Source organism: Neptuniibacter caesariensis (genome assembly GCF_000153345.1).
GTDB classification, from domain to species: domain Bacteria; phylum Pseudomonadota; class Gammaproteobacteria; order Pseudomonadales; family Balneatricaceae; genus Neptuniibacter; species Neptuniibacter caesariensis.
In genome coordinates this window covers 192057-210690 of record NZ_CH724127.1, presented here as the reverse complement: position 1 = coordinate 210690, position 18634 = coordinate 192057, and the positions used below count along the sequence as shown (strand labels likewise).

General features: G+C 46.8%; 17 protein-coding genes and 1 pseudogene. 4 read left to right on the top strand and 14 right to left on the bottom strand.

Annotation, left to right across the window (positions count from 1 at the left end; translation table 11 throughout):
* Positions 1-89 precede the first annotated feature (89 nt).
* Complete coding sequence (pyrC, locus tag MED92_RS14850) at positions 90-1118, top strand: dihydroorotase (protein WP_007022391.1); 1029 nt, start codon at positions 90-92, stop codon at positions 1116-1118.
* A 15-nt stretch (positions 1119-1133) separates the two neighbouring features.
* On the opposite strand, the gene MED92_RS14845 is transcribed toward pyrC, so the two are convergent.
* The 3 genes from MED92_RS14845 to MED92_RS14835 all read right to left on the bottom strand — a co-directional run bounded on the left by MED92_RS14845 (position 1134) and on the right by MED92_RS14835 (position 4205).
* Positions 1134-1787, bottom strand: a complete 654-nt coding sequence (locus tag MED92_RS14845) for a tRNA (adenine(22)-N(1))-methyltransferase TrmK (RefSeq protein ID WP_007022390.1) — start codon at positions 1785-1787, stop codon at positions 1134-1136.
* A gap of 113 nt (positions 1788-1900) precedes the next feature.
* Positions 1901-3334 carry an aldehyde dehydrogenase family protein gene (locus tag MED92_RS14840; RefSeq protein WP_040663289.1) on the bottom strand — a complete coding sequence of 478 codons (1434 nt, stop codon included), beginning with the start codon at positions 3332-3334 and terminating at the stop codon, positions 1901-1903.
* A 163-nt stretch (positions 3335-3497) separates the two neighbouring features.
* Positions 3498-4205, bottom strand: a complete 708-nt coding sequence (locus tag MED92_RS14835) for a DUF445 domain-containing protein (protein WP_007022388.1) — start codon at positions 4203-4205, stop codon at positions 3498-3500.
* A gap of 260 nt (positions 4206-4465) precedes the next feature.
* Between MED92_RS14835 and MED92_RS14830 the strand changes: the two genes are divergently transcribed.
* Positions 4466-6088, top strand: coding sequence for a methyl-accepting chemotaxis protein (locus MED92_RS14830; RefSeq protein WP_007022387.1), 1623 nt, complete (start codon positions 4466-4468; stop codon positions 6086-6088).
* Between the two features lie 122 nt (positions 6089-6210).
* On the opposite strand, the gene MED92_RS14825 is transcribed toward MED92_RS14830, so the two are convergent.
* Entirely contained in the window at positions 6211-6666 is a 456-nt protein-coding gene (locus MED92_RS14825; protein WP_007022386.1) for a flavodoxin, read from the bottom strand.
* Positions 6667-6794: 128 nt separating this feature from the next.
* On the opposite strand from MED92_RS14825, the gene MED92_RS14820 reads away from it, so the two are divergent.
* Positions 6795-7115 carry a hypothetical protein gene (locus MED92_RS14820; protein ID WP_007022385.1) on the top strand — a complete coding sequence of 107 codons (321 nt, stop codon included), beginning with the start codon at positions 6795-6797 and terminating at the stop codon, positions 7113-7115.
* 39 nt (positions 7116-7154) lie between these two features.
* Here MED92_RS14820 and MED92_RS14815 read toward each other — a convergent pair whose 3' ends face one another.
* From MED92_RS14815 to MED92_RS14770, 10 genes and pseudogenes are all read right to left on the bottom strand, one after another.
* Complete coding sequence (locus tag MED92_RS14815; protein ID WP_007022384.1) at positions 7155-7535, bottom strand: c-type cytochrome; 381 nt, start codon at positions 7533-7535, stop codon at positions 7155-7157.
* Positions 7536-7741: 206 nt separating this feature from the next.
* The gene (locus tag MED92_RS14810; protein ID WP_007022383.1) at positions 7742-9247 is read right to left on the bottom strand and encodes a fumarate hydratase; all 1506 of its coding nucleotides are present in this window, start codon (positions 9245-9247) and stop codon (positions 7742-7744) included.
* A gap of 167 nt (positions 9248-9414) precedes the next feature.
* Positions 9415-10779 (bottom strand): transporter substrate-binding domain-containing diguanylate cyclase, encoded by a 1365-nt coding sequence (locus tag MED92_RS14805; RefSeq protein ID WP_162010871.1) that lies wholly within the window; start codon positions 10777-10779, stop codon positions 9415-9417.
* A 144-nt stretch (positions 10780-10923) separates the two neighbouring features.
* On the bottom strand, positions 10924-11766 hold the full coding sequence (locus MED92_RS14800) for a prenyltransferase (protein WP_007022381.1): 843 nt from the start codon (positions 11764-11766) through the stop codon (positions 10924-10926).
* Between the two features lie 5 nt (positions 11767-11771).
* Positions 11772-13088 (bottom strand): prephenate-dependent tRNA uridine(34) hydroxylase TrhP, encoded by a 1317-nt coding sequence (gene trhP / locus MED92_RS14795; RefSeq protein ID WP_007022380.1) that lies wholly within the window; start codon positions 13086-13088, stop codon positions 11772-11774.
* Positions 13089-13184: 96 nt separating this feature from the next.
* On the bottom strand, positions 13185-13745 hold the full coding sequence (thpR, locus tag MED92_RS14790; protein ID WP_007022379.1) for an RNA 2',3'-cyclic phosphodiesterase: 561 nt from the start codon (positions 13743-13745) through the stop codon (positions 13185-13187).
* A 104-nt stretch (positions 13746-13849) separates the two neighbouring features.
* On the bottom strand, positions 13850-14746 hold the full coding sequence (locus tag MED92_RS14785; RefSeq protein ID WP_007022378.1) for a hypothetical protein: 897 nt from the start codon (positions 14744-14746) through the stop codon (positions 13850-13852).
* Between the two features lie 111 nt (positions 14747-14857).
* A pseudogene (gene groL, locus MED92_RS14780) lies at positions 14858-16503 on the bottom strand (chaperonin GroEL).
* A gap of 63 nt (positions 16504-16566) precedes the next feature.
* Positions 16567-16854 carry a co-chaperone GroES gene (locus MED92_RS14775; RefSeq protein ID WP_007022375.1) on the bottom strand — a complete coding sequence of 96 codons (288 nt, stop codon included), beginning with the start codon at positions 16852-16854 and terminating at the stop codon, positions 16567-16569.
* A gap of 149 nt (positions 16855-17003) precedes the next feature.
* A complete protein-coding gene (locus MED92_RS14770) occupies positions 17004-17516 on the bottom strand; it encodes an FxsA family protein (RefSeq protein ID WP_007022374.1) in 513 nt (170 codons plus the stop codon).
* Positions 17517-17898: 382 nt separating this feature from the next.
* Here MED92_RS14770 and MED92_RS14765 point away from each other — a divergent pair.
* The coding region (locus MED92_RS14765; protein WP_007022373.1) for an SDR family oxidoreductase at positions 17899-18634 on the top strand (736 nt) is incomplete at its 3' end.

Below are 18634 nucleotides of genomic sequence, written 5' to 3'. Positions count from 1 at the left end.
CCTCTGTTTTTATTTTCCCAGGCAGTATTTTCCCTCAATACATGAAATAATATCCCCGAGCATTAACTGAGGGGAACAGGTAACAGAATATGACTGAACTTACGATAACCAGACCTGACGACTGGCACATTCATTTACGTGACGGTGAGCAACTTAAAGATACTGTCCGGGATGTCAGCCGCTATATGGGCCGCGCAATTATTATGCCCAATCTGGTCCCCCCTGTTACCAACACAGAAGAAGCACTGGGTTACCACCAGCGAATTATGGAGCAACAACCGCAAGGTAACTTTGATCCATTAATGGTGCTTTATCTGACAGACAAAACCTCGCCTGATGAGATTAAAAAGGCCAAAGCGACCGGTAAAATTTACGCCGCTAAATTGTATCCAGCTGGCGCAACAACCAATTCCGATTCGGGGGTAACTTCGATCAAGAATATCTATCCCGTTTTGGAAGCGATGCAAGAGGCAGGTATGCTGCTTCTAATCCATGGTGAAGTGACTGATTCAGAGATTGATATTTTTGATCGCGAAAAAACCTTTATTGATAACATTCTCAAAGATGTTGTAGCTGATTTTCCTGAGCTAAAAATCGTTCTGGAACACATTACAACGAAAGATGCGGCTGAATTTGTTGCTTCAGCTGGGGATAACGTGGCCGCGACCATTACGGCTCACCACTTGCTCTTTAACCGGAACCATATGCTGGCCGGTGGCATTCGTCCACACTACTACTGCCTGCCTATTCTTAAGCGCAATATTCATCAAGAAGCACTTATAAAAGCGGCAACCTCTGGAAGCCCTAAGTTCTTCCTCGGCACTGACTCTGCCCCACATATGAAACATGCCAAGGAAGCCGCATGCGGATGTGCAGGCTCATATACGGCTCATGCAGCAATAGAGCTCTATGCTGAAACATTTGAAGCCGCCGGCGCTCTGGATAAGCTGGAAGCTTTTGCCAGCCTTAATGGCCCAGACTTTTATGGACTTCCTCGAAATAGTGACACCATCACACTCGTAAAAGAATCCTGGGATGTTCCTGCCAGCTACCCTCTGGGGGATGATCAGGTTGTTCCAATCCGCGCTGGAGAGACTATTAGCTGGAAAGTAAAATAATCCTTTCTGGACTGACTATTTAAGCAACTGCTGATAGTCACTAAGTGCAGAGGCCGCCTCTTCGGGGCGCCCTTTGCGCATACTTTGATAGTGTTTAAGAATCTGCTCAATATAAGCCTGATGCTCTGTTAGAGTGAAATTCCACATCCTGTCTCCCGTTTTGCTTAACGGCCTGTCTGAGCTTGTGGATATGTATAGAAGTTCATAGAAAAGCCCTTTATCACTAACAATTTTCTCATCGATAACTCCCAGCCCTAAATCACTCAAGCACCCCCTTAACCAATAGATTTGCCGGATAGGACACAACAGAAAATCAATTCGCTGCCCCGGATTATTCTTGAGGATATTTTCTACAAACTGCGCAATAAGATCACCGCCCACCCCGGCGATAATCACAAGATGAGATTCTTTGCTGTTAGGCAGAATTAGTTCATTGAGATCCATACAATACACCCGCCACCGCTTTGATAGATCACAGGATACAGCCAATGTCTCTTGCAACTGACGGATAATAGAATCGACCTGATCCACAAAATGAACAACCGAACTCGGATGCCTATCCATCAATGAACGGCCTAGAATGCCGTGATCACAGCAACAGTCCCAGATATGGTCATATTCTTTTTCAATCAGAGAAGCCAGTGTTTCAAGGCGGGGGGATAAGCTCATTTTACCTCAGGAGTAGCGCATTTCTGTCAGCAGAAGAATACCACTGAACTGGATTCTGAGCTAAAAAAATGGGCTCATAAGAGCCCACTTTCAAATCAAATAAACCGATTGCTTCACGCTTTAGGGATACTTCCCATCATCGATTTAGTTTCCATAAACTCTTCCATTCCGTAGCGCCCCCATTCACGGCCGGTACCCGACTGTCTGTAGCCACCAAAGGGAGCTTTAGCATCCGCAGGCGCACCATTGATATGCACCATACCGGTACGCATACGCGCAGCGACTGCATTAGCTCTTTCCAGGTCTGCGGAATACACCCCTCCAGAGAGACCATAAATATGGTTATTTGCTATCGCAACTGCATCATCTTCATCCTTGTAAGTCATGATGCTAACAACAGGACCAAAGATCTCTTCGCGGGCGATACTCATTTCTGGTGTTACACCTGCAAATACGGTTGGCTTCACAAAACAGCCCGTTTCCAAACCTTCTGGTGAACCCACACCGCCAGCAATCAATTCAGCCCCTTCATCAATGCCTTTTTGGATGAGCGCCTGAACACGCTGCCATTGCAGTTTTGATACGACTGGCCCCATCGCAGTATCTTCAGCCATCGGATCACCTGTACGAACAGATTCAGCAGATGCTTTAGCAATCTCAATGGTTTCTGCCAATCGATCCTCAGGTACCAACAAACGGGTCTGAGCATTACAGGACTGCCCTGTATTCGTCATCACCCCACGTACACTGCGTTTAATAACTTTAGCGAAATCAGCATCATCCAGAATGATGTTTGCTGACTTACCACCGAGCTCCAGGGAGACCTTTTTCAAGTTGCCCGCTGCTGCTATTGATACTTTTTTACCCGCTTCAGTAGAACCGGTAAAGGAAACCATATCAATCTGAGGATGCTCGCTCAGGGCCGCACCCACGGTTGGGCCATCGCCATCGACCAGGTTGAATACCCCTTTAGGCACTCCTGCTTCATGCAGAATTTCAGCAAAAATATGTGCCGTTCGCGGAGCAACTTCACTTGGCTTCAGCACCATTGTGCAGCCAGCTGCAATGGCTGGGGCCACCTTACAAGTGATCTGGTTCAACGGCCAGTTCCACGGTGTGATCATCGCACACACGCCCACAGGCTCTTTAACAACGGTAGTTGTACCCATCACTTCCGTGAAGTCAGTTTTTTTAAGGATACTAAGCGCTACTTTAATGTGACCCAGGCCTGCCATCACCTGCATTTGACGGGAAAAACCAATGGGCGCACCCATCTCTTCCGTTGTTGCTCTTGCCAGATCTTCCAATCGAGCTGAATAACCTTCAATGATCCTTTCCAGTAGCGCAATGCGCTCTTCTTTAGTTGTCTGACTAAAAGCCGGAAACGCATTAACCGCTGCTGCAACGGCAGTTTCAACATCATCCCTGTTACCTAAGCGGATCTGTGAAACCACCTGGTCATTTGCTGGATTAAGAACATCCAGTATCTCGGCACCCTGCGGCTCAACCCACTGACCATCAACGTAAAATTTCTGCAGATTATGCATAAACCTATCACCCATCATTTTCTGTTTCTTATAAGGGAATACCATTACATAAACTCTGCGCCATGACCAGCCGAATTTGATACGGCTTTATAAGAAAAAACAAAATTAAAGTATCACTAGAGACAAAAAAAGCCGCAACAGCGGCCTATATCTCAATCTATTTTTAAAAGCCCAGCATAGCCGCCAGCAAACCGATCAAGCCACCAAAAACACCACCCCAGACAACAAGCCAACCCAGATGCTCTTTAATCATCTGCTGGACAATCTGCTTGACCAGTTCTGGTGTCAGTTCATCCAAACGCTGCTCTACAACCCGCTCAACTTTTTCAGACATCTCGGCTAATACATCAGGGCTTTCCAGCTCCTCTTTTAACATCGATACAAAGCTTTCTTCCCGGGTCATCTCTTCAATAGACGACTTCATCTTATCAATGAACGGCTGGCGCAGTGGCTCAAGTACTTCAGTCCCCCCAACCATCGCGAGCATGCCACCAAACGAGGAGTTCTGGATCACCTCTATCAGAGAATCAAAGGTCGGTGAGAAATCCACTTTTTCAATGACAGGCGCCAGATGCAGATCAGGCTGCTTATCCCCCTCTGCGGAGAGAAACCGCTCAATGTTCTCTTTAGTGAAAAACTGCTCCATCATGAGTGCCTTAATCCCGCGCTTAAAATCTTCAAACCGCGCAGGAATAACGCCAGACCCATATAACCCGGGCACCTTCTCAAACAACATATGTACAGCAAGCCAATTGGTCACAGCACCTGAAAGTGCGAATAAGCCAATTGAGAGCAATACGCTATCACCTGTAATTAAACCCGCTAAAAAAGCGATTCCCGCAATTGAATTCGTCAACAGGCTTTTATTCATGTTTAGTCCTTAAATTTCCATTAATACATTGTTTGTATCAGCTCAATGAAATTAAATTTAGCAAACCAATAAGTCGGTTAATTTGCATAAATTGCAAATCTTCAGGTTGCTCAAACCCAACTGCTCAAATATCATGCAAAAAGCATAATTTATTATAGTGTCAGGAAGACAAGATCGGTCAGCATGGATGGCTTTGCAAACCTATCATCGTTGCTCGTATATACCCTCCTGGCCGCCCTTAAGCAGTTGGAGGCCGTTCAATGAACAACCTATCCGTCAGATCCCGACTTGGTATACTTGTTTTAGTCGCAACCATCGCAGTCGTCGTTATAAAATCATTCAGCTTGTTACAATGGCGTAGCGAATTATATCAGGCCAGAGAGGCAGAAATTCAATCTCTTGTTGATTCTGCTTCGGGCGTTATAGATACCCAGATCGCGCTTATGAACGCAGCAGGGATCGAAAAGTCAAATGCTCAGAAAAATGCCATCAGGACGATTGAACTGATGAAATACCGTGGCTCAGAGTATTTCTTCATCTTCGATGCCCAGGCCAATATGGTCGCCCACGGCGGCAACCCTGAACTCAAAGGCAAGAATTTTGCTTCCACAAAAACTGAAGAAGGTGTTGCCGTATTTCAAGAAATGGCCGCACTAGCCAATCAACCCAATTCCGGAAATTTCTTCGCTTATAACTGGCCCAAAGCGGGCAGTAATAAGCCGGTTCCAAAAATCAGTTTTGCATCTTCTATCGATGAGTGGGGCTGGGTCATTGGTACCGGTGTGTATGTCGATGACATAGAGGATGCGTTCATAACTGAACTACTCCATTTTTTATGGCAAGTCACCTTAATTATCATTGTCTTACTTGGTTTAGCTTTACCGATTGTCAGGAGCGTAACTAAGCCCCTTTCAGAAATGGAGGCTGTTCTTGAGAAGGTTTCAGCGAAAGATTTAACCCAAAGAACCCACTTTACGAGCAGGGATGAGATTGGTCACCTTGGCCGCTGCATCGACTCAACATTGGATGTTTTTCAACAACTTATTCATCACCTTGCCGCGTCAATTAAAGAACTCCAGGATAGCGCTACTCAATTAGCCTCCAGCGCAGAGGAAACGAGTGCCGGTGCCCGCCAGCAGTCTAGTGAAACAGAGCTGCTTGCCTCGGCAATGACCGAGATGACATGCACAGTTACAGAGATTTCCAAAAGTGCTGCCGAATCTGCTAGAGCTACAGATGCCGTGGACCATGAGGCAGAGGAAGGAAATGAAGATGTGGAAGACACCATCGCCAGAATTCAACAGTTAGCCGAAGAGATTACGCAAGCCGCATCCGTTGTTACAAGTCTTGAAGCAGATACCGAACAAATCAGTAATGTACTCGAACAAATACAAGGTATCTCAGAGCAAACTAACTTGCTGGCACTGAATGCAGCGATCGAAGCCGCCAGGGCGGGTGAATCCGGTCGAGGCTTCGCCGTTGTTGCTGATGAAGTAAGGCAGCTGGCCATGAGAACACAGTCCTCAACCAGTGAGATCAGAGATATGAATGATAGGCTGCGCAACGGGGCCAAACAAGCCGTCATTTCAATGCAGCGCTCGACCGAAGGCGCAGCACAGAGCGTTGATACGGCGAACCATGCTGGTAAAGAACTAATAAGGATTGTTGAGCAGATGGACCAAGTCCGTGACCTAGCGATTCAGGTAGCAGCTGCGACAGAACAACAAACGCAGGTCGCTGATGAAATGAATCAAAACCTGGTTAATATCGCCCGCGTATCTGACGAAACCGCCCTCGCATCGGAAACAGTCGCAGCGAGTAGCGAACAACTATCCATGCTCGCTGTAGAGCTGGAAAGACAAGTTTCACAATTTAAAGTATGAAAATTTCGGTGGGGCCTGAAGGCTCCACCACCCGCCCCCTAGTTACTTAAATGCAAAGTTACTTGAATGCAAAGTTACTTGAATGCATCGTTACCTGAATGCATCGTTACCTGAATGCATCGTTACTTTGATGCTATTGAGTCTGCCCATCCTACAAGCCAATTTTCAGCCGGCTCATTAGGGGTTAACGTTTCACATGCATCGATAAGCAATGGCTCGCCAATCCGCTGCATTTCCATCTTCTGAAACAACTCATCCATTAACCATCCAGCTTCAGCATAAGTGTCATATGAACTATCACCTAATGAGATCAGGCCATATTTAACATGCTTTAAATCCGGCTGTTTATCCTGCAGCTGGCAATATAGAAGCAGCAAACTATCAGGAATTTCACCCTGGCCTGTCGTAGAAGTGCACACAAGCAAAATTTCTGTTTCGTCTACTACAACTTCATCGATCGTCGCTTGCCTAAGCAATGAAACCTCATGTCCTGCTGCCACTAAGTTTTCACGACACATTTCCGCGACATCCTGGGCATTACCATAAACAGTGCCCACGAGAATTTTAATATTTGCCATAATCTACACCTCCAGCCTGAGGCCGTATTGTGCCGCTTTCCTTAGCCTTTCATCAATAGAGGTGTTAATGGCATTTTCTAATTCTCCACCTACACTGAAACTATGTATTCAAAGAGGGGGAATACAGCATGGGTAATGAGAGTCTGTCCGGGCTGTTGAATGAATGGGAAAGCCGCGCCAAGAAGATTAACAGCCGCACAACCGAAAGCCTGTCTATCTATCAGGGTGATTCAATCAAACTCGAAGCACTTTCACGGATGTATAAGCTTTCAAAAGATGATGTGGTGGCCACTCTGATTCACGAGGCCCTGAATGAACTGGAAGCTAAAATGCCTTACATACAAGGCAGCAAGGTAATACGGATTGAGGATGGGGAAGAGATCTACGAGGACGCAGGTCCGATGCCTCGGTATATGGCTGAGCAGAAAAAGCTGCTGGATGTATCTTAGAAAATGCGCCAGCTGATCTGGCGCATCTCCTATACTCAATTATAGCGTTTTCAGGTATGCGATCAGATAGTCCTGCTCGGCCTTGTCCGTGATCTCGACATGGCGCATACGTGTACCCGGTACAAACTGATCATTGCCAGCAATCCACTTACGTAGGTTTGCTTCAGTCCAGGTAATATCGGACTTTTGTAACGCTTCTGAGTAAGCAAAACGCGGAAGAGAAGCAGCTTTACGACCCACCACGCCACTTAGATCCGGACCGAACGCATTCTTGCTACTGTCCAGAGAATGGCATGCAGAGCACTTATTAAACAGTTCTTTACCCGCAGCTTGCATCATTGCATCGTCATCAGCGACTGCAGATACAGAAAATGACAAAGACAGACCTAAAACCAAAGCACTTGTAATTATAGTTTTCATCTTTTTCCCCTCGAGATGAATAAGTTATGCCTCGAGTCTATGCCTACCGCAGCGCACAATAGTTGATCTCGCTCAGTTTTAAGAACGAGTCAGTGCTAAAGAATGAGAACCGAAAACTTAGGTCTAATACAAAAAACAATAGTCACAAGCACAAAAAAAGCGCAGCTTTCGCTGCGCTTTTTTGTAATAGCCTTATCAGGTAAGAATTACGCTTGTTTAGCGATAATCTCTTTCCACTTAGCCGGGCCTGTTGTATGAACAGATTCACCTGAAGTATCGACTGCAACCGTTACAGGCATATCCTTAACTTCGAACTCGTAGATCGCTTCCATGCCCATTTCAGGGAATGCAAGTACTTCAGCGTTAGTGATCGCTTTAGATACCAGGTAAGCAGCACCACCCACAGCCATTAGGTAAACAGCTTCGTTGTCTTTAATTGCGTCAATTGCAACAGGACCACGCTCGGACTTACCAATCATGCCAAGAAGGCCTGTGCTTTCGATAACCTGACGAGTGAACTTATCCATACGTGTAGATGTTGTTGGGCCAGCAGGACCTACGACTTCATCACGTACTGGATCAACTGGGCCTACGTAGTAGATGAAGCGACCTTTAAGATCAACTGGTAGCTCTTCGCCATTGTTTAGCATCTCTACCATTTTCTTGTGCGCTGCATCACGACCTGTCAGCATTTTACCGTTCAACAGAATCGTTTCGCCGACTTTCCACTCTTTAACTGCTTCTGGAGTGATCTCGTCAAGATTTACACGACGTGTGTTAGAGCCCACCTCAAAGGTCACATCCGGCCAGTCATCCAGGCTTGGCGGCGTCAGAACTGCAGGGCCACTACCGTTCAATGTAAAGTGCGTATGGCGAGTCGCGGCACAGTTAGGGATCATGCAAACAGGCAGTGAAGCCGCATGCGTTGGGTAATCCTTGATTTTAATATCAAGAACAGTCGTCAAACCACCCAAGCCCTGAGCACCTATACCTAATTCGTTAACTGCATCCATGATTTCCAGACGCAGCTCTTCAACACGATTCTGTGGTCCACGCTCGCGCAGCTCATGAATGTCAATTGGATCCATCAGAGATTCTTTGGCCATGACTGCTGCTTTCTCAGCAGTACCACCGATACCTATACCCAGCATGCCTGGTGGGCACCAGCCCGCACCCATTGTTGGTACTGTTTTAACAATCCAATCAACGATGCTGTCAGATGGGTTAAGCATAACCATCTTGGATTTGTTTTCAGAACCGCCGCCTTTCGCTGCAACGTGAACTTCTACTTCGTCACCGTCAACAATTTCATAGTGAATTACCGCTGGCGTATTATCTTTTGTGTTCTGACGCTTACCTGCAGGGTCTGCAAGAATAGATGCACGTAGAACGTTATCAGGATGCATGTACGCACGACGAACACCTTCGTTCACCATGTCAGTTACATTCATTTCAGCATCCCAAGTTACGTTCATACCTACTTTCAGGAATACGGTAACGATACCTGTGTCCTGACATAGAGGTCGCTTACCTTCAGCACACATCCGGGAGTTGATAAGGATCTGCGCCATTGCGTCTTTTGCCGCTGGGTTTTCTTCCTTCAGGTAGGCTTCGTGTACGCCTTGAACAAAATCAAGCGGATGGTAGTAAGAGATAAACTGCAATGCATCAGCAACACTGCTGATGAAATCGTCTTGGCGGATTACACTCATTCGGTGGCTCCCAGTAAGCTTCTTGTCAAAAGGCTGAATTATTTGAGGATTAATCAGGGTAATAAATACCTTAGCCTCATCCTGTTATTCTCTCTTCTCGAAGGAGAGTATTAACTGCGGCTGGATTATACACTAAAAGAATCACACTAAGGTGTCGGGCATTGGTATTATTCGCCAGGATTGCCCATCGCATAGAGTTTTGAATCCGCTAATTGAATTAATTCATCAACGGAACCTGTTACAGCACGGGGAACTGCAACACCAATCAGAAGGCTTGCGGGTGTGGCGACACCATGAATATACAAACTCCCCGGGCTATCTACTCGTTGTCTGAGTCGCTTACCGACAATATCAGCACTCATTTCATCAACCTTTAGCAACAATACGCCAAGGCAACCATCGCCCAGATCTCCACATAGATCCTGTTCACGAATCTCCTCGTTGATGATCACGCTTAATTGTTTCATGACCTCTTCAGCTGTTTTGAAATCCCCCATACGCCTCAATTTCTGAAGTGAGGGTACCTCAATAACAAAAATAGCAAAGCTGCTGCCATAGCGATGATATCTTGCTAGCTCTTTATTTGCCTCAGCCAGAAAAGCATGGCGGGTGGTTAATCCGGTTTCTGCATCAATCGTTTGCAACCTTTGCAGCTGACTTTCTAATTCATGTTTCTGCTTTTGCGTATTTTCCAGGTGATATTTATGCCCTCGATGACGCCAGATCAGATACAGATTCAAAGCAAACAGCATAACAAGCAGGCAAGCCCCGACCCAAACCGAAACCTCTTTCAGTCTTTCCGTTGAAAGCACTTGAGTTGCATACCCCTGCTTTAAATGTCTCTCTATGAGCGCCTCAAGTTCTGCTTCAGAAACTGAATCTAAAGCCTTTTGAATAATGCTATTTAACTCGGGCCAGTCTTTTCGAACTGCAAACCGAAGCTTCCAGGTCATTCCTGTTTCACCCACAACCTCTAGGTTTGTCAGGCTATGCTGCTGCATGTAGTAAGCAGCAGTCGCTCGGCTAACGACAATCGCATCCGCCATACCATAAGAAACCATCCGAATACCGATGGAGATTTCTGGCACTTTAATTAAGGAGATCTCGGGAAAATTATCCTGAACAAAATCTGCAGAGGCATAATCTTCTATAACCACCACGCGCTTACCGGACAACTCTTCTAACGAGAGATTGCTATAACCTTCATTCTCCCGCATATAGATTACCGTGGGTAAAGTGATATAAGGCTCAGAAAAATTCAGATAGGCTTGCCGCTTTGGCACTTTCGCAACAGAACCCAGCATATCCACTTTGCCCAAACGGGTCGCAGACATTACCTCTTCCCAGCTATTAAAACGTTCGATGCGAATAGGCAGATCAACCTTAGCAAGCATCAGATCAAGGAGTTCCGGGGTCACCCCCAGATGACGCTGAGTTTCATCAAAGTACTCAATTGGAGGATAGTTGGGCGCTGGTGCATAACGGATAACAGCATTGCGCTGCAACCAATCAGCTTCCTCTTCCGTGAGCACAATTTCTGCCGCAGATGCTGCTGAAAAGAAACACAGCAGCACCAAAAACAGCGTTATGGATTTCCTTATGAATAACATACTGCCACAGCCCGTTACGTTACCTTCAGGCTATGACCCTATAGAGGATCTGTCAACAGAATCAATTTAAAAAAGGAAAGCACTGCAATAAACAGCACCAAATCCCATAAACGCCAGACCAGTTGCAGGGGTTACAGGCGTTCTCATCTGAGCCGGCTTAGAAATAAATTTAAGTGGGAAAAGTGCCAAAGGAAAGCTCAGGAACACCCAAAATGCCATGGGTAAAATATCCATAATGCTTAACCCAAAGCTTATTAGATAGATGGCGAAAAGGCTCACACAATACAGAATGGTGCCGGCCCGCAAACCGATACGAACCGTCAGCGTTTTGATCCCATCATCGCGATCCGACTCATAATCCCTGATCTCATTACTCAGCAGCAGAAGCGAAGTGAATAAGCTCACCGGAAGAGACAGGAGGAATACCGTTAATGTGACATCAGCAGCAAAAACATAATATGCGCCCGTCACCATAAGAACGCCCATCAGCCAGAAAACCAGAAAAACAGCCAGCCCACGCCGCTTGTAATTGATCGGCTCCAACGTATAGCCAAGCGCGCCAAGAATACCGATTAAAGAGATCCATAATAGAGCTGGCCCCGAGGACAGGATCAAATACAGACCTATCCCCGCAGCGAGAAGAAAACAGCCGTTACCTAACAGGAAGTTACGGCGTATTCTAGACACCGCAATCAGGTCACTCTTTACGGATTCTAAATCAGAATAGTCGTTGATCAGGTTAACACCGGCCTGAAGCGCCAAGCCGGCAATAAGAATAAGAGAGGCGAGAAAGCCATCGCTATAGCCTGCACGATATGCGGCAAGAATACCTGTACCACAAACAACAAGCGCTACACTAAATGAAAATGGGCGTAGCGCTCGTTTGAACAAATAGCGATCGGCAGACATCAGAATCAGCCCTGACGGCTATACTCCGGGGCATTAGGCAGATCGCGCATAATCAGCGCATATTCCAGATCGGCGTCGATATTCATTGGAATGCGCATAACATGGCCAGAACCTGGCGCCACATCTGCTTGCTTACCTTTCTTATCGATCATCTCATCCAGTTTAAATTTATGATTGCCCTGAGGTGTCATCAATTCAAGCGTGTCGCCTTTAAGGAACCGGTTACGAACATCCACTTCGAGCATACCGTCCTGATAACTCATCACCTCACCAACGAACTGCTGATGTACGCCAACAGAGTTACCCGTCTCATAATTCTGGTACTCGTCATGAACATGACGACGATAGAACCCTTCGGTATAACCACGGCTAGCCAGATTCTCTAACTCATCCATCAGGCTCATATCAAACGGCTTGCCCGCTACCGCATCATCAATCGCTTTACGATAAGCCTGTGCAGTACGTGCCACATAGTAGTGAGACTTAGTACGACCCTCAATTTTAAGAGAATCGACACCCATTTCAGCCAGACGGTGTACATGCTGAATCGCACGCAGATCCTTAGAGTTCATAATATAGGTGCCATGTTCATCTTCGAAGGCAGGCATATATTCGCCAGGACGCGTCTCTTCCTGAAGCAGGAAGATCTGATCCGTTGGCTTACCCACCCCTAGATCAGGCTTCACGTCTTGTGCCGCATTTGGATCAAACTGTTCAACAGGAATAATATCGCCCGATTCATCCTGTTTCGCCTCATGAGCATCGTATTTCCAACGGCAACTGTTAGTACAAGTCCCCTGGTTAGGGTCACGCTTATTGATGTATCCGGAAAGCAGGCAGCGACCAGAGTATGCGATACACAATGCGCCGTGAACAAACACTTCGATTTCCATTTCAGGGCATCGCTGACGGATCTCTTCAACTTCATCCAAAGAAAGCTCTCGGGATAAAATCACCCTTTCTACACCCATGGAATGCCAGAACTTTACGGACGCCCAGTTCATCGTGTTTGCCTGAACAGAAAGATGAATCGGCATATGCGGGAAATGCTCTTTGACCAGGTAGATCAACCCCGGATCGGACATAATCAATGCATCAGGCCCCATCTCAACCACAGGCCGAAGATCATCAATATAGGTCTTCAGTTTACTGTTGTGCGGAAGGATATTACTTGCCAGAAAGAACTTTTTGCCCAGTTGATGAGCAAGGTCGATACCTTCAGCCAGGTTATCCATATTAAAATCGTTATTACGGACACGCAGGCTGTAACGAGGTTGGCCAGCATAGACTGCGTCTGCACCATAGGCAAACGCATACTTCATGTTCTTAAGTGTTCCCGCAGGAGACAATAGCTCAGGATTGATCATAAAAAAGGAGTGATATTAAAAGTCAAAGATTGTTATTTGAAAAAAACCGACTCAGGAGAGATCCTTAAGCGGAATTTCAAATAACGGCGTATAGATAGAACCGTCTTCACCTGGCTTACTCTGAAATAAAACAACCGAGTCAGCCAGACTAAACATATCCAGATCAGGCCACTTTTCCGGTGATTTAAAACCATTTTTACCGGGCAGACGCCCCAGAGTAATATGCGGTTTAAAGTCCTCTTCCTCATAGGTCACACCCGCTTTCTTAGCTACATCAACGGTCAGGTCATGTAGCTGCTGGAGCTCTTCATGCACGTCAGGCAACGCCGCAATCAAGGCAAGCTTTTTACTCACCCGATAATACTCAGCCGCATTGATGTGTACCTGAAAAGAACAGAAATCAGCTAAGCACTCGCGCGCGCAGGCTTCAAGATCTTCAACCTGGCCTAACTCAATGTCCCCTAAAAAAGAGAGCGTCAGATGGTAACGATCAGAGTCAACCCAGTTCACTTCCGTTTTCTTGTCATACTCGCAAAGCGTATCAGCATGATCCGCCAACCAGCGTACAACAGAATCGGGCAGTGTCAGTGCAAAAAAAGCACGGATCTTCATAGAGTCCTAATTTATCCCTATATGTGAGGAACCGGCTATTTTGCCTTTATGCTTGGCAGATGGCAAACATTAGAAAGCAGCAAGCTGGTTATTTTTTATTCAGCTTACTTTTGCTCAAGCTGTAACTGCAAATTGTTCAGCTTTTGCTTCACCTGCAGTAGATCCTGATTCAACTGGCGACGCGTGCCATCAAAAGCTCTAACCGCCTGCTCGTTCAGTTTCACCCGGCGAACCAGATCCGCATTGCTCTTACCTTCAAGCGCCACAAGCCTGTCGCTCAACTGACGCTGGGTTTTAATCAGCTCATCGGTCTGCTCCTGAGCTAGCTCAGCTCCGGTTCTCAGCTCAGCTTCAAGCCGTGCTACAAGCTTATTAACTTTATTAATTTCAGAGGAGAGCTGTTTCTTAAGTTTAGTTACTTCCGAGCCCGCACCAGAGGCTTTCTTAAGCGCAGATTCCTGTTTTGCCAGACGAGCTTTAAGCGCATCAGTACTCTTACCTTGCTCTGCCAACGACTTTTTAAGCGCTGCCAGCTCCTTCGCCTGCTTTTCAATCAACGGCTTATTCTTCTGATGCGCGATAGCCCATAGCTTTGCAATTTCTGAGTCCAGCTGTTTATCTTTCTGCTTTAATGTCGATTCCAGAGAGGTCACATTTCCTTGCAAAGCCTCGCCCGATTGCGCAGCGCCCTGCTCTGCTTGCTTTAACAGCTGTTCCAATTGCCCAATTTGTCCCTGCGCCTGCTCAAACGTCGCTTCACGCTCTTTCAGAGACTGCTGCATTTCATAACCGTAATACCCCAGGGCAGACACTGCGACCACCAAAACAATCATCACCAGATACAGCACAGGGCTCGCACCTGAAGCGGATGAGCTTGCCTGGCTACCTGAACCCGCCTGAGCCTTGGCGGCAGGCTGAGCTGATACGGGAGCCGCACGACCTTCTGAAGAAGGCTCGGCAGGGCCTAGATCTGGTACATTAATATCATCATCACGGTTCATAGTGTTCTCTACACATCAAGTAAAACGGAAACTATGCGTATTCTACGCAGAAACAAAAAGCCCCGCAAAATGCGAGGCTCTTCGTTGTACTCAGTGTCCAGGGGGGGATGATTACATCATGCCGCCCATGCCACCCATACCGCCCATGCCGCCCATATCAGGCATAGCAGGTGCACCACCTTCAGATGGCTTATCAGCAACCATCGCTTCAGTAGTGATCATCAGGCCAGCAACAGAAGCCGCAGCCTGAAGAGCAGAGCGAGTTACTTTAGCAGGGTCAAGGATACCCATTTCGATCATGTCGCCGTATTCACCGTTCGCCGCGTTGAAACCGAAGTTGCCTTCACCTTCACGTACTTTAGATACGATAACAGAACCTTCTTCACTGCGTTACCAACGATCTGACGCAGTGGTGCTTCCATAGCGCGGAACGCAAGTTCAACACCTACAGACTGATCGTGGTTATCACCTTTCAGCTCACCAACAGAAGACAGAGCACGGATCAGCGCAACACCGCCGCCAGGTACAACACCTTCTTCTACTGCAGCGCGTGTTGCGTGCAGAGCATCTTCAACACGTGCTTTCTTCTCTTTCATCTCAACTTCAGTCGCTGCACCCACTTTGATTACAGCAACACCGCCTGCCAGCTTAGCTACACGCTCCTGCAGTTTCTCGCGGTCGTAGTCAGAAGAAGTCTCTTCCATCTGTGCACGGATCTGAGCAACACGTGCTTCGATGCTCTCAGCAACGCCAACACCGTCAACGATCGTTGTGTTCTCTTTAGTAATCGAAACACGTTTCGCCTGGCCCAGCTGTTCCAGAGAAGCTTCTTCCAGAGTCAGACCGACTTCTTCAGAGATCACAGTACCGCCAGTCAGGATAGCGATATCTTCCAGCATCGCCTTACGACGATCACCGAAACCTGGTGCTTTAACCGCTGCAACTTTAACGATGCCGCGCATGTTGTTCACAACCAGCGTTGCCAGTGCTTCACCTTCTACGTCTTCTGCGATAATCAGCAGTGGACGTGATGCTTTAGCAACCTGCTCCAGGATTGGCAGCAGATCACGGATGTTAGAGATTTTCTTATCAACCAACAGGATGAACGGCTGCTCAACTTCTGCAGACATGTTGTCCTGGTTGTTGATGAAGTAAGGAGACAGGTAACCGCGGTCGAACTGCATGCCTTCTACTACATCCAGCTCATTTTCCAGCGCAGAACCTTCTTCTACAGTGATAACGCCTTCTTTACCTACTTTAGCCATCGCTTCAGCGATGATCTCACCCACCTGAGTATCAGCGTTAGCAGAGATAGTACCTACCTGAGCGATCGCCTTGTTATCGGCACATGGCACAGCCATATCCTGGATCTGAGCAACAACTGCAGCGGCAGCCTTGTCGATACCGCGCTTAAGATCCATTGGGTTCATGCCTGCAGCAACAGATTTCAGACCTTCATTTACGATTGCCTGAGCCAGAACAGTTGCCGTTGTTGTACCGTCACCAGCAACATCGTTTGCCTGGGAAGCCACTTCTTTAACCATCTGAGCGCCCATGTTCTCGAACTTATCTTCCAGTTCGATCTCTTTCGCAACAGATACACCGTCTTTAGTTACGGTTGGCGCACCGAAAGACTTATCCAGAACAACGTTACGACCTTTTGGGCCCAGTGTTGTTTTAACAGCGTCAGCCAGAATGTTTACACCAGCCAGCATGCGCTGACGAGCGTCGTTACCAAATAGTACTTCTTTAGCCATGATTAAAATCCTGTATCAAAAATTCTTTACGTAATGCTCGATAAACGAAAAGTTCAACCGGAATTAGTCTTCCAGCACACCGTAAATTTCGTTTTCGCTTAGAATCAACAGCTCTTCACCGTCAACTTTAACTGTGTTCGCATAACCACCGAACAGAACTGTATCCCCAACCTGAACAGTCAGCGCCTGACGCTCACCGTTATTCAGAATACGACCTTCGCCAACAGCGATAACTTTACCCTGGTTTGGTTTTTCCTGAGCGGAACCAGGCAGTACGATACCACTAGCAGTAGTAGCTTCTTCTTCATTACGACGAACAACTACACGGTCGTGAAGTGGACGAATTTTCATCTGTTTTCTCTCCTGATCTTTGTCTGACCAAAATCAACATAGTGTTTGTTATGAACAGTCGCAAAGTGCAACTGTCTTTGCATTGCTTAGTTGGGGCATTAAAAATGAATTCAACACCCCGATATAATTTTTTTTGCTATTTATAGCACTTAATCTTTGCGCTCAAACTCACCATCAATCACATCACCGGATTGAGAAGCCGATTGATCGCGCTGATTCGGCTGTAAACGCTCTTCAGGATTCCCCGCATTCTGGAAAGGATCGGAGCTGTAGAATTGAGCCGACGCCTGATGTTGCTGCTGAGAAGCAATCACCGTAAAGCGGCTTAACAATGATTTAGCGAATGCCTGACGCGTGAACGGGATCAAACAGCTAAAACCAATAACATCGGTTACAAAGCCTGGAGTGACTAATAATGCTCCCCCCACGGCCAGAACGATACCCTCAACCATCTCCTGACCCGGGATCTCCCCCTGATTGGCTCTTTGCTGTGCCCTTGCGAGCGTCGACAACCCCTGATAGCGCAACATGTTTACGCCAATAAATGCTGAGAGCAGAACCAGACCAACAGTGTTCCAGGCGCCGATAGCCTCGCCAACGTTAATGAGTACCGTGATCTCAATAATAGGAACAATAATAAACAGCAAGAATAAAAACTTCATGAAACGCCTCAACGTTATGCAGGATCATATGCCTCCCACAAAATAGCAGTCCTATATTCCTATGGGCGAAGTTCATAAAATTCAAGATTGGTGAATTTTTTTTCACTTCCCGCATCAGAAATAAGTGGATACCCTGCTGTATAGAAAATTTAATAAACAAGCACTCAAGTATAGTGCAGCGCAATATTTGCAAGCTAAAACATATGCTTAGCAAACGCGTTACGAAACAAAAAAACTCCTTCAAAGGTCTATAGAACTTATTGATAAATGAATCTATCAGACAAGATGTGGACTTTTTGCAAAAGCGGGATAAGTTTAATTTCTGCACAATGACGCAACGCACAATAAATATAGAGTCAAATCGAAGTAAGGGTAATCCTCAATGGAACTCAAAGATAAAGTAATCGTTATCACTGGCGGTGGCCGTGGTCTTGGTCGCGCAATGGCGCTTGAACTGGCTGCACAAGGTGCAAAACTGGCACTTGCTGATCTGAGCCAGGAAGATCTGGATACGACTGTTGGCCTTTGCATGGAAAAAGGCGTTGAAGCTCGCGCTTACCTCTGCAACGTTGCCAAAGAAGACGAAGTTGAAAAGCTGTTTGCTGATGTTGTAGCTGATTTCGGAACACTCAATGGTCTGGTAAACAACGCCGGTATCACTCGTGACGGCCTGTTCCTGAAAGTAGACCGTGAAACTGGCAAGGTTGCTAAGAAAATGTCTATGGACCAGTGGAATCTGGTTATGGATGTTAACCTGACCGGTACATTCCTGTGTGCTCGTGAAGCAGCAGCACAGATGATCGACCTGGGCACTCAGGGCTGCATCATCAATATCTCCTCCATCTCACGTAACGGCAACATGGGCCAGACCAACTACACTGCTACTAAAGCTGGCGTACAGGCAATGGCAGTTACTTGGGCTAAAGAATTGGCTCGCTACGGCATCCGTGCGAACTCCATCGCTCCTGGCTATATCGGTACTGAGATGGTTATGAGCATGAAACAGGAAGCCCTAGACAAAATCGCTGCTGGCATTCCTGCTAAACGCCTGGGTCAGCCAGAAGAGATTGCTAAGACTGTTACCTTCATCCTGGAAAACGACTACGTCAGCGGTCGTG